Raw genomic sequence first — 15,913 nt, forward strand, 5'->3', positions numbered from 1 at the left:
TGAAGGGAGAACAGTTATGATTGCACTCTATATTATTGGCACCTTCGTTGCAGTAGGGGTACTGTCTTGGATTTTTGGAGCAATGGGTATTAATATTTTTGAAGGACCAAACGCTGGTCCATTTTACTTCTATGGGTCGATAGTAACAGGCATTCTTCTTAGTATAAATGATGAATTAAGAAATAATAAAAACAAGCAGCAGTAGATAGGATACAGATGCAACGACTTCAGACTCTTTCACTTCTCGAATTTTAATGTCGAATATCTGTTCCATTCCCATGGTCTTTTCTTTATATTCAGTAATATTCCGATTCATATTCTCCAAATCTCTGTTCAGACCAAGTAAGATTTCCTCGTACAGTTCAGAATATTCCTCTGCTTTTTCCTCAACCCTCCTATAGAATGATAACTAAGCCATATTAGTTCTACTCCAAACCGTCCGTAAAGGTATTTCTTTGCGGACATTAAAAAAGGTAGTTCAACTGTTTTGGTCATAACAAGCAAGTGATACTGAAGGAGTGGAAATGGCTGATTGATGCAAAGATACATGTGGTCGTATTGCTATTCCAATACTGGATACGAGGAAAAACGAACAAGGCAGCCTCTGGATCAAGGCTGCCTTGAATACTATTGAAATATATCAGTTACAAAGCGGACAACGCTTTCTCAGGTTGCTCCGCTCTGACAAGCAAGGCTGCTTGGGCGGCAGCAATGCGGGCAAATGGCACCCGGTACGGGGAGCAGCTGACATAGTCCAGCCCGCTCCGGTGACAAAAGAGAATAGACTCACTATCCCCGCCATGCTCACCACAGATACCTGTCTCCAGAAAAGGCTTTTTCGCTCTGCCTTTGACAACAGCCCATTCGATCAGCTTGCCCACGCCATCCTGATCCAACACCTGAAAAGGATTGGTTTCCAGAATATTCTTCTCCATATAGGAGCCGAGGAATTTTCCTTCGGCATCATCACGACTGTAACCAAAGGTCATTTGTGTCAGATCATTGGTTCCAAAGGAGAAAAAGTCGGCGTACTGGGCCACACTATCTGCCAGCAAGGCAGCTCTTGGCACCTCAATCATCGTGCCCACCCGATATCTGAATCCTCTGAATTCCTCGCTAAGCACCTGAGCGGCTACCTTATCAACCAGCTCCCTCATTTGCTTGAGTTCATTGGAGTGGCCAACCAGCGGAATCATAATCCCCGGTCTTACATCCACGCCCTTGCGCAGTGCCGCTTCCGCGGCCTTAAAGATCGCTTCAATCTGCATGTCGTATATTTCTGGGAACAGAATGCCCAGCCGAACACCACGCAGACCCAGCATAGGGTTAATTTCCCGCAGCTCGTGCACCTTAGAGATGGTATTTTTAAGACGTCGTAGCTCCTCCGCATCGCCGCCGGAAAGCTCAAGCTCCCGCTGTTGCTCCTGAAGCTGTTCCAGATTCGGCAGGAACTCATGTAACGGCGGGTCCAGCAGACGAATCGTCATCGATAAACCGTCCATCGCACTGAACATAGCCTCAAAGTCAAATTGTTGCATTTGGAGCAGACGATTCAAATGAAGAATCCGCTCCTCCTGATCATCCGCCAAAATCATCGCCTGAACGATAGGCAGACGATTGCCCGAGAAAAACATATGCTCCGTCCGGCAAAGCCCGATGCCTTCGGCTCCAAATTCCCGCGCTTTGACTGCGTCATGTGGCGTATCGGCATTGGTGTAGACCTTCAATGTCCGAATTCCATCCGCAATTTCCAGCAGCTTCAGCAGCTCCGGTGTAATGACCGGCTCGCTCAGCGACAGACTGCCTTGGTACACCTTCCCGGAGGTCGAATCGATTGAGATATTTTCCCCTTCCTGAAAGGTCAGGTTACCGATGCTAACGCTCCGACTGTCCAGATCAATGCTCAGCGCGTCACAGCCGCAAATGCAAGGTTTACCCATCCCCCTCGCAACCACGGCAGCATGGCTGGTCATCCCCCCTCGACTCGTCAGCACACCTTCAGCGGCAATGATCCCATGAACATCGTCGGGCGAGGTTTCCACACTGACCAGAATGACTTTCTGCCCGTCCTTCGTCCAGTTCTCTGCCGTATCTGCGTCGAATACAATACGCCCACTCGCTGCGCCGGGCGAGGCAGGCAGACCTTGGGCAATCGCAACCAGCGGTGTGGAAGTATCAATGGAGCGATGCAGCAGTTGATCCATATGGGACGGCTCGATCCGTTGGATCGCCTCCTCTTGGCTGATAATCCCTTCCTCCACCAGATCTACAGCTATTTTTACAGCCGCCTGCGCCGTTCTTTTGCCACTGCGCGTCTGTAGCAGATACAAATTGCCTTTTTCAATCGTAAACTCGATATCCTGCATATCCCGGTAATGGCGCTCCAGCAAGGAAGCCAGCTCTTCCAGACGATCATAGACTAGCGGCTGCTCCTCCAGAAGCTGGGCAATAGGATTAGGTGTTCGCACTCCGGCAACAACATCCTCGCCCTGGGCATTCACCATATACTCGCCGTACAATTCCTTAGCACCTGTGGAGGGATTGCGGGTGAACAGCACCCCGGTTCCACTGTCGTTGCCGAGATTGCCAAACACCATGGCCTGAATGTTCACTGCTGTCCCTTGTTCATCCGGGATGCCGTAAGCCTTCCGGTACACCTTGGCACGCATATTGTTCCAACTGCGGAACACAGCTTCCACCGCCAGTTGCAATTGCTGATATACATCCTGTGGAAACGGCTGGTCGCTGCGCTCTGCGACAAGATTTTTATAATTTGCAATCAATTCCTTCCATTCTCCTGCACTAACCTCCTGGTCGCTGGCACGCCCGTTGGTTTGCTTGTTCTGCTCCTGCAGCTGTTCAAAATGGATGGCGTCTATACCTAGCACGACCTCACCAAACATTTGGATAAATCTGCGGTAGCAGTCATAGGCAAAGGTTTCATTTCCCGTCTGTTCCGCCAGTCCACGCACGGTTTCATCATTCAGACCCAGATTCAGAATCGTATCCATCATACCGGGCATCGAGGTTACCGAGCCTGAACGGACAGATACCAGCAAAGGCCGCTTCGCATCTCCGAATATAGCCGACTGGGCTTCCTCAACATCGTGCAGGGCAATTACGATTTCGCCCAATAAGCCCTCCGGGAGCTTGCCGCCGGAAGTAAAGTAGGCTCGACACGCCTCGGTAGTCACCGTAAAGCCGGGAGGGATCGGAAGACCCAGTGTCGTCATTTCCGCGAGATTGGCGCCTTTTCCTCCTAGTAGCGCTTTCATCCCCAACTTACCTTCGTTAAATGAGTACACTCTTTTCAGCATTAAATTCATTCCCTCCACTTATCGAGATACATGCCTGAATTGATCAATATGTCTTATCTAAAGTTGTAACACATATCAGGAGGTCATTTCAATATATATGACGTAATATATATTTATAACATTCATTTATGATGTTTTAATTAGTGAATAAACTTATTTATAAAACACTTTAATTCGTGGTTAGCCGTATATTCGAATAGAGTAGTTAATCCTAAAAAAATGCAAAAAGAGGCCGCCCCACCGCCATCTTTGATGACTTCTGGACAACCCCTTTACTCAGTTCAGCCTTTATTTTCCTATACCTCTGCTAGCTTCTTTTCAAAAATATTAAAACCTTCCGTTTCCCCCATATACGTATAGCCGCATTGTCTGTAAAACTGGCTAAGCTTGTCATTCCCCGCAATACAATCTAGCCGGATTCGATCCTTGCCTGTGAAACGGATGCCTTGTTCAATCCATTGCATCAATTCATGGCCTATTCCCTTCCCGGCTCTATCCCGATCTACAACCAAACGATGCAAATATACGGAGGTTCCTCCCTCGGAATCAGCATCGTCTAACCCCCACAACTTACGGTCCCACGCACTGGGCTGCTGCTGCAAGATCACAGCGCCTGCCAATGCATGATCCTCCGATGTGCGGAAAGAAATCACTTCTCCCCGCGCAATAGCGCCGCCCAGGTTGTGATCATCTTTCCCTTTGAGTAGGTTGCCCCATTGCGTGGAGCCTTTGCTGTGCAGCCATCGGGCTGTCTTTAAAATTAACTCCTGAACCTCTTCCTGATCTTCGGCGACTGCCTGAAAAGCTACTAATCCTGGTTTGACGGATGGTTCGACAATAGTCAATGTTGTCATACTGCACCTCAGCTCTCTTCATGATCTATGAAAACTATAGCATAAAAAAAGAGAGCATGATTTTTGATTTAGCATTCGAGCCTTTTCCATTCCCTCCACAACATAAAGATGAAGAAAGGAATGCCCCTATAACCAAGGTCAAAACAATTCTTCGTGGACGTTCAAACACTGTGTTTGGCTCAGCGGATTCCAGTTCAACGACGAGCACCTCGCCTTCACATTCACCCTTATGTATTTTTTGTTCACTCATCAGATTTAAAATATCCCCTTTCCTGATTTACCATAAAATATGAATATTACTGTACTTTTATCGGTCATTTATGGTGAAAAATGTAACCTTTCTGTCCATTTCAACCGATGATATACCGTATGAGAAAAGATGGAAAGGTTGTGAATGGGATGCCAAGCCGTAATCCGTATCTCTTCAAAAGGATATTTAGCATACACAAAGAACATATACTCATCTTCGCCCTATTGTTAATCCCGGCTATCGCTGCTTTTGTTGCAACACGGCCTATGCCCGCACAGTATATTTTGCAGGGAGAGATGCATCCGGTCAAAGATCTTGGCGTTCAGGGAAGCGTGTTTTTTGCGTCTGTTCAATCGGGGATTGCTAACAATCTCCTGGAGCGTTGGAATGTATATTCCAGCAAAAATGTATCCGGGGGAGAGATTAAATTTGAACCCCTTGCCCCTGATGAAGTGGACTCTTATTGGGAGGACCTCACAGAGACGGACACACTAAAATATTCAGCGATGCAAGCCGTACATGCAGCGACGGAATTAAGTGCAGACAGCAAAACAGGTGACGCTACGGCGACTTTCTCGAATCTAAGCGAATTGGAGGATGCTCGCTATGCGGAGCTATTGACTCATTTGCAGGATCTTGCGGGAAATTCCCTGGGCTTGATGACAGGCATCGGACTGTATGAGGAAGCCAATAACATCGACTTTTCAGATGGGGGACGTCACAAAATCGCAGGCACTGGCACGATGGAAGAATACGGAGATGTCGGGTCCGTCGGCGGGCTGGAGCAAAAGCTGCTGGGAGCCGAGGCTGCGAAGGTTGATCTATTTTTCGTACCGGCAGATTATGAATGGCTCGGTGAGGAAGGCAACGAAGCAGAAGCTGCCCGAGTTCAAAAGGAGCATGGACTCAAGCTGCGCATTATTCCCGTAGAAACACTGGAGGATGCTATCGTGTATTTGAAGCAACTAGACTAGGAGGAAGTACATCTTGAATGATTCAGATTCCAAAGCATTCCCATCGAAGACCGTTGGTAGTGTACATCAAGCCTTGTTAGCAGTGGCGGTTATATGCGAATTGCTCATCTTTATTTTTACGTTAGTGTATATTTACGCAAATGATTTTTATTACGCTCATCTATACGAGCTGGAGCAAAAATTCACTGTTTTTGGCTTCGTTCTGTACTACCTGTGTTTTGTAACCTATCTGATCTGGCTAGTTCAAGTACATAAAGCCATCCGACAAAAGCATTCCGATTATCCGATTCGCACCTTTGGAGCAATTGTTCGTATGATTCCTCTTATCAACTTGTGGGGATTCTCCAATACATTTGCCCATATTTACAGGCACTTTGCGCTCCATTCAGGATTGGAACGCAAAGCACGTTACATTCAAAAGATGATTGTTCCGCTATATTTTGTCTGGTTTGGTGAAGGGATTATTAACCAGATTCTTATCCGACACTTTTCCGATATGGAATCGATGTCCATGTTGTTGGGAACTATTATGCAAACCACCAGAATGGCCGTCTTTTACTGCATGACACGGATCATTCACAATAGTCTGGTCGTGTTGTATGAAAAGGATAAAGAAGGATTGCATTGAAAACGAGTTGGCCTCATCGGTCAACTCGTTTTCATTTCCGGCAAAGTGGCTTTACTCAAAACCTACGATTTAGTTCGTCTGTGCAGCAGGCACAATTCGGTACAATCCCGCAGTATCGCCAGTCGCAGGCCGCACTTCCTGTATACCCCAACCAAACGACAGCACCCGTTCCAGCCGTTCATACTCGGCCTGCGTCAGTTTGGATGTAACGGCTTCGCTTCCTTCCTCCAGAGACAGCTCTGGTTCGCGCCCGAACGCAGCGGCAATCCACGAGTTGACCCCCCGTATCGTGTTGTACTTGATCTGATATCCGTCTGTTACCGCGCTGACAAACACCTCCGGCTCTTTGGACGCCAGCCCGGTGGCAAGCTCCGTATAATCAAAATCGGACGGTCCGTCCGTTGGCAGCTCATTTTGCTGCACCCGGCGGATTAATTCCTCATTGGACCAGCCTAATGAGCGCAATGATTCCAGCAAGAGTGCATCCCATTGGGAAATACGTACTCTTTTCGTTGAATTAGTCATCGTTTTTGCCTCCTTTTATGGTCACGTACATCGCACACCGACCTTAACCTAACGGTTAACCGGATACGCTACATAATGACCGGGACTGATCTCGCGTAACTCGGTTGCACCGTTGCCATCCTTGTCCCATGACCATGAGCTATCTGGTTGAGCGAAGCCTCCCCCCACACCCTCCCGCTCCCCGACCACTCTCGGGTCAGGCACGGGGATAGATGACAGCAGCGCCTGCGTATAGGGGTGAGCCGGCTGCTCATACAGCTCATCCGCATCCGCTACCTCTACCAGTCGTCCACGGTACATCACACCGATTCGATCTGAAATATGCCGCACCATCGATAAGTCATGGGCAATGAACAGATACGTCAGCCCAAACTCCTGCTGGAGATCCTCCAGCGTGTTAATGACCTGCGCCTGAATGGACACATCCAGCGCTGAAATCGGCTCGTCGCAGACGATGAACTCGGGATTCACGGAGAGCGCGCGAGCAATGGAAATCCGCTGACGCTGCCCGCCGCTGAACTCATGCGAGTAACGGTACAAATGCTCCCGCTTCAGCCCTACCTTTTCCAGTAAAGCCACAACTGCGTCTTTCCGCTCACTTCCTTGATGCAATCTATGGATATCCATCGGCTCACCAATCAGTTCAAGCACGTTCATACCGGGATTAAGCGAGGAATACGGGTCCTGAAAAATGCTCTGAATACGCCGACGCAGCGGCTTGAGCTGCTTATCGTTCAATTTGGAAATATCCTGACCGTCAAAGCGTACCATACCTTCCGTATAATCATACAACCGTGTCAGGCAGCGTCCAACCGTCGATTTGCCACTGCCCGACTCGCCCACCAATCCAAACGTCTCGCCACGCTTGATTTGAAAGCTCACGCCGTCAACCGCCTTGAGCACCTCGGAGCTGCGCCCTAACAAATCCTTGGCAGTCACAAAATGCTTCTTAAGCTGGTGTACCTCCACCAAGGGCTGACGCTCACCCGCTACATGATTGCCTTCACTCACTGCTCCACTCACGTCATTCCCTCCCTTCTGCTTCCGCACTGCCCGTGTCAGGCGTCTCATAGACTCCGGCAGGCATAGCATCCGGCTCGTTCAGCCAGCAGGACGCTCGCTGACCCGGGCGCAGCTCCATCATCGGCGGCCGCTCCGCACAGCGAGCAAATGCGTGCGGACACCGCTCCATGAACGGACAGCCCGATGGCGGGTTCAGCAGGTCCGGCGGCGTGCCCTCAATCGGCACCAGCCGCTCGCGGAAGCCGTTCGTGCGCTGAGGCACGGAACGCAGCAGGCCCTGCGTATACGGGTGGGCCGGACGATAGAAGATATCGTCCACAGGCCCTTCCTCCATCACCATGCCGCCGTACATGACGATGACACGGCTGCACACCTGGGCGACGACGCCCAAATCATGGGTGATCAGGGCAATCGCCATGTCGGATTGCTGCTTCAATGTCTGGAGCAGCTCCAGAATTTGCGCCTGGATCGTGACGTCCAGCGCCGTGGTCGGCTCGTCAGCAATCAGCAGCTCCGGGCTGCACGAGAGCGCCATCGCGATCATCACCCGCTGACGCATCCCTCCGCTGAATTGATGCGGGTATTGGTTCATCCGCCGCTCCGGCTCGGTAATCCCCACCTGTCGCAGCAGCTCCACTGCGGCTGTCGCAGCCGCTTCCTTGCTCAGACCCCGGTGTCTGCGAATCACCTCGATCAAATGATAACCGACCTTCTTCACCGGGTTTAGCGAGGTCATCGGGTCCTGAAACACCATTGCGATTTGGTTTCCGCGTATTTTGCGCCATTGCTTTTCCGTCAAGGTGGTCAGACGCTCTCCCCGGTAACGGATATCGCCATTCAGCCGCTTGCCCGGCGGGGCGATCATCGACATGATGGCTTTCGCTGTTACGCTTTTGCCGCTACCGGATTCTCCTACGATCCCTACTGTTTCTCCAGCATCAATATGAAAGCTAACCCCGCGAACCGCCTGGTTCTCCCCCTCACGAGTGAAAAAAGAGACCTCCAGCTGTTCGACGGACAGCAGATGTTCTGTCATTGTGTTTTCGCTCCTTCCTGTCGCTCCTGGAGCCATTTGTAATAGGCCTGTACTATGGACTATAGATATATAAAACTATGAATCATCGTTTTACCAGCTTGGGTTCAAAGCCGACACGCAGCACATCACCCAGTACATTAAAACTCAGCACAGTCAGCAAAATAAATAAGCCCGGAAATAACGCCATGTAGGGTGCCTGTGCAATATATCCTTGGGCATTATTCAGCATACTGCCCCACGTAGCGTTCGGCAGCTGAACACCAAAGCCGAGGAAGCTCAGTGATGATTCCATCATAATCGCTGAAGCAATATTGTTCGTCGCCCCTACGATAATCACCGGAATCAGGTTGGGAACGATGTGTTTGAGAATAATGCCAAACGTACTTTGTCCCGAAGCTTTGGCATATAGCACATACTCCCTTTCCCGCAGCGTCATCGTCTCAGCCCGAACCACCCGGGCAATATTCATCCACATGAGCAGGGCGATAATGACAATGATATTGCCAACACCCGGCTTCAAAAATACACTAAGCAGCAATATAACCAGGAAAGACGGAATCGACATGAGCAGCTCCAAAATCCGCATGAGCAGATTGTCGATCCACCCACCAAAATAGCCGCTCACCACACCTACCGCTGCGCCGATGCTGGTCGCAATAATCATGGACGCGAAGCCCACCAGCAAAGATACACGACCGCCATACAGCGCTCTTGTAAAATAATCCCGGCCGTAATCGTCCGTTCCAAACCAGTGTGCCGCTCCAGGCGGTTGAAGACGCTCCAGTACGTTCAGCTTATTCGGGTCCTGCGGCGATAAAAACGCGAAAATCGCACCCAGCGAGAATACGATCAATATAATGAGGGCGACGGCGCCCATTTTGCTCGTCAGCAGCTCGATCCCGATATTGCGCCATTTGCTCCGATTCATGAGTTCACCTCGTTGATTTAATTCTCGGGTCCGCGATGCTGTACAAGATGTCCGCAAGCAGATTGCCCAGGATCAGGAACAGCGCGGAAAATAAAGTAATCCCCATAATGACAGGATAATCCATGCCCTTTACCGCCGTCATGCCCAGCGAACCAATACCCGGCCAGGAAAAGACCGTTTCGGTTACGATGGCCCCTGCAACCAGGTCTGCAGCCGACATACCGAGCAGCGTAATAATAGGCAGCAGCACGTGCTTGAGCACATGTCGGAACAAAACCAGCCGTTTGCCAGACCCAAACGCATATTGAATTTGTACATATTCTTCTTTAAGCTGCGTAATCGTACTGGAACGGATGTACCTCACATAGACGGATAAAAAGCTGAAGGCCAGTACAAAACACGGTAAAATACCATGCTTGAGCACATCCAGCACAGAGTCTGTTCCAATGGTTCTCATCCCTGTACTTGGAAGCCAATGCAGATAAATAGCAAACAAATAAATCAGTAAAATACCGAGCCAAAAAAGCGGTACAGAAATTCCGATGTATGACATCAGGTTAATCAGCTTGTCAATCCAACGGTTCCGATTGGCCGCAGCCAGCAAGCCAAGTGGAATGGCAATCAGAACCGCCAATATAATGGATGCCCCCATCAATCCGGCGGTAGCCGGGAGACGATCCAGAATCTGATCCAGCACAGGCTGGTGATTGATTAGCGAATAGCCGAGATCACCCGTCAGGCTTTTTTTAAGCCATAGAATATACTGCACATATGCAGGCTGATCCAGCCCCAGGCTATGCCTCATTCGTTCTATATCTTCCAGATGCATATTCGGTGTAACAAAAGAGAGAACCGGATCGCCTGGAGCCAACTTGATCAAGCCAAAGCAGATGATGGATACGAAGAATAGCATCGGTATAACTTGCAGCAATCTTCTGGCGATGAGCTGTCTCATACATTCCCCTTTCCTTGCTGTTTTCGAAAAAAATAAGCTGGTTCTCCCAGCTTATTTTTGAAAACCCTGTCTTATTTGTGATAAATTTTGGACAAATCCTCGAAAATCACGACCGGCTTCAGTACAGCCTGCTCAATACCGCCATACTGCTTGTCGAACGCCACAATCGTTTTGGTGTAGGCAATCGGATAGATGACTGCATCATCAGCCAAAATTTCTTGTACCTTTTTGTAAATCTCGCCGCGTTTGGTTGTATCCGACTCCCCTGCGCCCTCTTCCAGCAGCTTATCTACTTCCTTGTTGGAATAGTGCGAATAGTTGGAGGAAGATCCGGTGCTGTACAAGATACGGTATGCATCCGGGTCATAGCCCATGATATAGCCACTGATTGCCAGATCGAAGTCCTTGGCATTCGTATCGACGAATTTTTGCGACCATGCCGAGGAATCCATGCTGTTCACATCCAACTGAACGCCAATATCCTTGAATTTCTGCTGGATATACAGCGCTTGTGCTTCCTGTACCTTGTTGCCGCCCGGAATGATAATGCGCAGCTTCAGCCCTTCGGCTCCAGCCGATTTCAGCAGCTCTTTCGCCTTGTTCACATCATTATTGAAAAATGGAACGTCATTCGTGTGATACAGTACGTCCTGTGTCAAAGCGGATTTTGCAGTATCCGCATAATCTTTGGAGCCATACGATACCTGGATCAATTCATCCTGATTCAGTGCATAAGAAAGCGCCTGACGTACTTCTTTTTTATTCAGCTGCTTGGTGTCGCTGTTTTCATTAAACATCAGGTAAGCCAAGCGGCCTTCGCTGTAAGGATAGATGTCAAACTTATCTGTAGCTTTAATCGTATCCACATTTTGCGGATCGACATAATTTACGTTGATTTCACCATTCTGGAGCGCCAAGCTCGCCGCATTCGAATCTTTTACAATCCGATACGTTACAGAATCGAGATGAGGCTTGCCGCCAAAATAGTTGTCGAACCGTTCCAGCGTAATGTACTCGCCAGTTTTGTACTCCTTGAATTTGAAAGGCCCCGATCCAACCGGAGTGTTGTTTTTCGTGCTTTTCTCAATATCTGCTTCGTTCTCAAAAATGTGTTTCGGAATCGGGGATACCTGTACGAGTGTCGCTTCAAAAGCAGGAGCTGCTTGTGGAAGCTTGAACTCCACCGTTGTATCGTCAACCTTGCTCACCTGCACCGGCTTGCCATTAATTATAAAATTACTTCTCAAGAAGCTGTGCTGCTTCTCGTCCAAAATTTTGTTAATGGTAAAAACAACATCGTCAGCTGTCAGCTTCTCGCCATCATGCCAAGTCAGATCCTTTTTCAGTTTCAGCGTGTAAGTCAGCTTGTCCGCCGAAGGAGTCAGGCTATCTGCCAAATAAAATGTCTTCTTGCCATTGTTCACCTGGAACAAAGGTGCGAATATCGCCTGGTCTATCGTCAAACTTACCCGGTCACCCGCATAGTTCGGATTCAGCACGACCGGATCGGCTTGTACACCAATGATCAAGCTGCCGCCATCTTTGGGCTGTCCGTTATCCGCCGTTGTGGCCCCAGTGCCGGGCGTATTCCCGCTCGTCGCAGACGAAGATCCCGAATTCCCGCCGGAGCATGCACTTACTACCAACATTAATACGATAAATACCAATACACCAGTCAAATTACGACGCATCGCTCTAGCCTCCGTGTCCTCTTAGTATGTAATAAAAGTTATTATATATCGGAATAATCGGATTTACAATCAATCAAAAACTGCATAATGCCCTTGTCATTAGCAGTTCAGACATTATGTGATCGAATTTAGCAAAAAAACACCCATTAAGGGTGTCTTTAGAGGACCAGCAAACTGATTAATGCCAGAATGGCGGGCAATCCTTGCTTCAATAAAATAGACTTATTGGACGTCAATGCACCATACACCGCAGCCACCACCACGCAAATGACAAAGAACAGCTGAATTTGCCAGCCGATCACAGCGTCCGGGTAGCACAAGCCCCACACCAATCCGGCTGCCAAAAATCCATTATACAATCCTTGATTTGCCGCCAGAGATTTGGTTGCTTCTGCCAGCTCCTTTGAGGTGCCGAACGTACGCATCGCCCGCGGAGTCGTCCATAGAAACATTTCCAATATTAAAATATACACGTGCTCCAGAGCCACAATTCCAACCAATATTGAACTGATCATGCTCAAGTATATTCCTCTTTTCCACACAAGGTTATGATGAGACAGCTTTCAGATCTATCCTCAAGAAGTATAATGGTTCTTCCAAAAACAGTAAAGAGACCGAGCCTAAAGCACGGCCTTATTCCTGCACAAAAACTTACATCGTTCTCGCAAAATCAAGCAATGCTTTGGACATGCTGTTAATTTCGTCCGTGGCTGCATTCACCTGCTGCGTTAGCGCGGCCTGTGTCTGTGTCAGTGTAGACATGTTGCCGATGTTATGCAAAATCTGCTCGATGAGCGTCTTCATTTCGTCCAGACTGGTCTCGATATTTCCGGTCGCATCGGCACTGTGAATGGCAAGCTTTCTCACTTCATCTGCTACTACGGCAAAGCCGCGTCCCTGGTCACCCGCACGCGAGGCCTCAATTGCAGCATTTAAACCGAGCAGATTCGTTTGATTGGCAATCTCTTTAATGAAATTGGAGATGTTTTGCGTCTCTTCTGCGCTAACTTTGGCCTGATTCGCTGCCTCAGTCGATTGCTCTTGAGCCGTAGCCAACTCCTGTGCCTGATTGCTAACTGAATTGACGCCGTTCACCATTTCGGCAATGGAATCGGAGAGATGTTGTATTTTGAGCGTGAGCTCGTCTGCAACGGCCCGCTTTTGTTTCTCCAACGTTACATCACGGATGGTACCTGCCATGCGAATTGGCACTCCCTTGCTGTCACGTATGCTTCCTCCACTATTATAATACCAGCGATATTCGCCATTTTTATTCTGCAAGCGGCAAGTTACTTCATAGGGAGTGCGGTCTGAATAATCATTTAAATGATCGTTCAAAGCTTTCAACGCTATTTCAACGTCATCTGGATGCAAGCGTGAACTCCAACTGCTAAGCGCACTCGGAAAGTCTTGCTCATCACTAAAGCCCAGCGTTTTGCGAAATTGCGGCGACCACCAAAATTTACTATTTCGATTTTCTACATCTCCGTCAACCAGGATGATGTCATATGGAGCTTCGATTAATACACGGTTAACAAGATCATACCTTGTAACCATTGCTTCCAATTCCTCAGACTTGATCTTCTGGTCATGCACATCCAGCAAAGCGCCCGCAATACGGAGCGGTACTCCCTGCTGATCGCGAATCGTCGTTCCTGTAGCCCGAAACCAGCGGTATTCTCCATGCTTCAGCTTCAAGCGATACTGAATGTCGTAAGGAGTCTTACCCGTATGATCCAGCAAATGGTCTGACAAAGCTGCCAATACCCATTCATGGTCCTCAGGGTGCAATCGGGATGCCCAGCTGTCCAATACATTGGGGAAGTCCTTTTCGTCCTGATACCCCAGCATAATACGGAATTCATCTGTCCATGTGAATGTATTATTAGGATTAATGGGATCTCCTGCAATAACTTCCATATCCCATAAGCCGACTTCTATGGCCTTGGTAACAAGCTTCAAACGGATGTCGATGTGCCTGGCATCATTTTTGATGGACTCAAGCGCTTGGTTGACATTGTTTGCGATTTCCTGAACCTCGGAAGATGCTGAGGCAACTCGTATTGTGGCAGAATAATCCTTCTGCTGTGTTTTTTGTGAAAGTTTGCGGCTTTCTTCTACTAAAGGAGCAAGTGAGTGGGTCTCATTTTTCTTGAGAAACATATATGATCTTCCCTTCTAGGCCAATATATAAAACGGTATAGTTTAATATCGGAATTTAATCAATAATAGTTATAAATTAAACTTTAATTTAATTAGGTAAAAAGAATCATTTTTCAGGCCCCTATGCCTAAATATTCATACATAAAACATCGAAACATGTCGAAAAAATCATAAAATTTACAAAGGAGGAAACAAAAGAACACCCTTGCATTCTTCGCAAGGGTGTTCTTTATCGTTAATCATTCAACTCATTGACTGTTATTTAAGGAAGCGGCGTATTCCTTGCCTTTTTCCTTATCATATTCGCCTTCCCATTTGGACATGACCACGGCTGCAAGCGAGTTGCCTAATACATTGACTACCGTACGCGCCATATCGAGAATACGGTCAATACCCGCGATAAAGGCCAAGCCTTCTAGCGGAAGGTTCACTGCTCCCAGTGTAGCGAGCAAAACGACAAAGGACGCGCCCGGTACGCCTGCGATACCTTTGGAGGAAACAATCAGCACCAGCACCAGCGTGATCTGTGTAGTGATTGGCAGGTTAATACCATACATCTGGGCGATGAAGATCGCAGCCAGCGCCTGATACAAGGTGGAGCCGTCCAGATTAAAAGAATATCCTATTGGAATAACAAAGGAAGTAATCCCTTTCGGACATCCGAACTTCTCCATCTTCTCCATGATCTTGGGCAGAACGCTTTCCGAGCTGGCCGTTGAGTAGGCAAGCAACAGCTCACTTTTCAAAATTTTGACCATGGTCCAGAGACGAGTACCGCAAAGCTTGGCGATAATTCCAAAAACAATCACAATGAACAGCAGCATCGAGCCGTACACCGACAAAACAAGCTTCAGTAGAGGCCACAATGAGGCCAGCCCAAACTTGGCTACTGTCGTTCCAATCAGTGCAAATACACCGAACGGAGCCAAGCGCATAACCTGATTGGTCACCCAGAACATAGCGTCGGCTACACCTTCGAAGAAATTCAGCACAGGCTTGCCCTTGTTGCCAATCGCCGCTACCCCTAGTCCGAACAAGACGGAGAAGAAGATAATGGCCAGCATATCCCCTTCGCCTAGCGCTTGAACAATATTAGTAGGAACAATATGAACAATTGTATCCATGAAGTTGTGGCCTGTAGTTTCCGCCGTCTCCACGTATTTATGGATATCACTCTTGGCCAGGTGGGACATGTCCACGCCTTCTCCGGGACGAACCAGATTCGCAACGAGCAATCCGAAAAGGATGGCAATGGTCGTCACAATTTCAAAGTACAGAATAGACTTCCCGCCGAGCTTGCCCAGTTTTTTCATATCACCGACGCCAGCTACGCCGATAATGAGCGTTGAAATTACAATTGGCACGACAATCATTTTGATCAGACGGATGAAAATATCGCCGATTGGCTTTAAGTAGACTTCCACCCCTGAATTGCCGTAAAATAAAGCGCCAACAATAATACCCAAAGCCAGTCCAATAAAGATTTGCATCGTCAAATTTATCTTTTTCACTTTGTACCCCCCTGGCTGTATATTTTTGCATTATGCTGTTCTTAATATTCAAATGATG

15 protein-coding genes are annotated in these 15,913 nt (G+C 48.3%); 3 read left to right on the plus strand and 12 right to left on the minus strand.

All coding sequences use genetic code 11. The features are described from left to right. The first annotated feature begins 16 nt into the window (after positions 1–16). Positions 17–205: a hypothetical protein gene (locus tag BAZ21_RS15795; RefSeq protein WP_068502563.1), complete on the plus strand. Its 189-nt coding sequence runs from the start codon at positions 17–19 to the stop codon at positions 203–205. A gap of 439 nt (positions 206–644) precedes the next feature. On the opposite strand, the gene ppdK is transcribed toward BAZ21_RS15795, so the two are convergent. From ppdK to BAZ21_RS29030, 3 genes are all read right to left on the minus strand, one after another. Next, complete coding sequence (gene ppdK, locus BAZ21_RS15800; protein WP_068502567.1) at positions 645–3,317, minus strand: pyruvate, phosphate dikinase; 2,673 nt, start codon at positions 3,315–3,317, stop codon at positions 645–647. 296 nt (positions 3,318–3,613) lie between these two features. Then, positions 3,614–4,171, minus strand: coding sequence for a GNAT family N-acetyltransferase (locus BAZ21_RS15805; protein ID WP_068502570.1), 558 nt, complete (start codon positions 4,169–4,171; stop codon positions 3,614–3,616). 34 nt (positions 4,172–4,205) lie between these two features. Next, positions 4,206–4,421 (minus strand): hypothetical protein, encoded by a 216-nt coding sequence (locus BAZ21_RS29030; protein WP_068502573.1) that lies wholly within the window; start codon positions 4,419–4,421, stop codon positions 4,206–4,208. Between the two features lie 224 nt (positions 4,422–4,645). On the opposite strand from BAZ21_RS29030, the gene BAZ21_RS15815 reads away from it, so the two are divergent. After that, positions 4,646–5,395, plus strand: a complete 750-nt coding sequence (locus BAZ21_RS15815) for a S16 family serine protease (RefSeq protein WP_256021331.1) — start codon at positions 4,646–4,648, stop codon at positions 5,393–5,395. A 13-nt stretch (positions 5,396–5,408) separates the two neighbouring features. Next, positions 5,409–6,023, plus strand: a complete 615-nt coding sequence (locus BAZ21_RS15820; protein WP_068502578.1) for a hypothetical protein — start codon at positions 5,409–5,411, stop codon at positions 6,021–6,023. Between the two features lie 69 nt (positions 6,024–6,092). Here BAZ21_RS15820 and BAZ21_RS15825 read toward each other — a convergent pair whose 3' ends face one another. From BAZ21_RS15825 to BAZ21_RS15865, 9 genes are all read right to left on the minus strand, one after another. Further along, positions 6,093–6,548, minus strand: coding sequence for a hypothetical protein (locus BAZ21_RS15825; protein WP_068502581.1), 456 nt, complete (start codon positions 6,546–6,548; stop codon positions 6,093–6,095). Positions 6,549–6,596: 48 nt separating this feature from the next. Beyond that, positions 6,597–7,571 carry an ABC transporter ATP-binding protein gene (locus BAZ21_RS15830; RefSeq protein ID WP_068502584.1) on the minus strand — a complete coding sequence of 325 codons (975 nt, stop codon included), beginning with the start codon at positions 7,569–7,571 and terminating at the stop codon, positions 6,597–6,599. A gap of 1 nt (position 7,572) precedes the next feature. Beyond that, a complete protein-coding gene (locus tag BAZ21_RS15835) occupies positions 7,573–8,607 on the minus strand; it encodes an ABC transporter ATP-binding protein (protein ID WP_068502587.1) in 1,035 nt (344 codons plus the stop codon). Between the two features lie 82 nt (positions 8,608–8,689). After that, complete coding sequence (locus BAZ21_RS15840; protein WP_068502589.1) at positions 8,690–9,535, minus strand: ABC transporter permease; 846 nt, start codon at positions 9,533–9,535, stop codon at positions 8,690–8,692. Positions 9,536–9,539: 4 nt separating this feature from the next. Further along, positions 9,540–10,490 carry an ABC transporter permease gene (locus BAZ21_RS15845; protein WP_068502592.1) on the minus strand — a complete coding sequence of 317 codons (951 nt, stop codon included), beginning with the start codon at positions 10,488–10,490 and terminating at the stop codon, positions 9,540–9,542. 71 nt (positions 10,491–10,561) lie between these two features. Continuing rightward, the gene (locus BAZ21_RS15850; RefSeq protein WP_068502595.1) at positions 10,562–12,181 is read right to left on the minus strand and encodes an ABC transporter substrate-binding protein; all 1,620 of its coding nucleotides are present in this window, start codon (positions 12,179–12,181) and stop codon (positions 10,562–10,564) included. A 158-nt stretch (positions 12,182–12,339) separates the two neighbouring features. Next, positions 12,340–12,702: a DUF1304 domain-containing protein gene (locus BAZ21_RS15855; RefSeq protein WP_068502598.1), complete on the minus strand. Its 363-nt coding sequence runs from the start codon at positions 12,700–12,702 to the stop codon at positions 12,340–12,342. 130 nt (positions 12,703–12,832) lie between these two features. Further along, complete coding sequence (locus BAZ21_RS30075; RefSeq protein WP_068502601.1) at positions 12,833–14,344, minus strand: methyl-accepting chemotaxis protein; 1,512 nt, start codon at positions 14,342–14,344, stop codon at positions 12,833–12,835. 248 nt (positions 14,345–14,592) lie between these two features. Beyond that, positions 14,593–15,855, minus strand: a complete 1,263-nt coding sequence (locus BAZ21_RS15865) for a cation:dicarboxylate symporter family transporter (protein WP_068502603.1) — start codon at positions 15,853–15,855, stop codon at positions 14,593–14,595. Between the last annotated feature and the right edge of the window lie 58 nt (positions 15,856–15,913).

This window comes from Paenibacillus kribbensis, assembly GCF_001705305.1.
Classification (GTDB): Bacteria; Bacillota; Bacilli; order Paenibacillales; family Paenibacillaceae; genus Paenibacillus; species Paenibacillus kribbensis_B.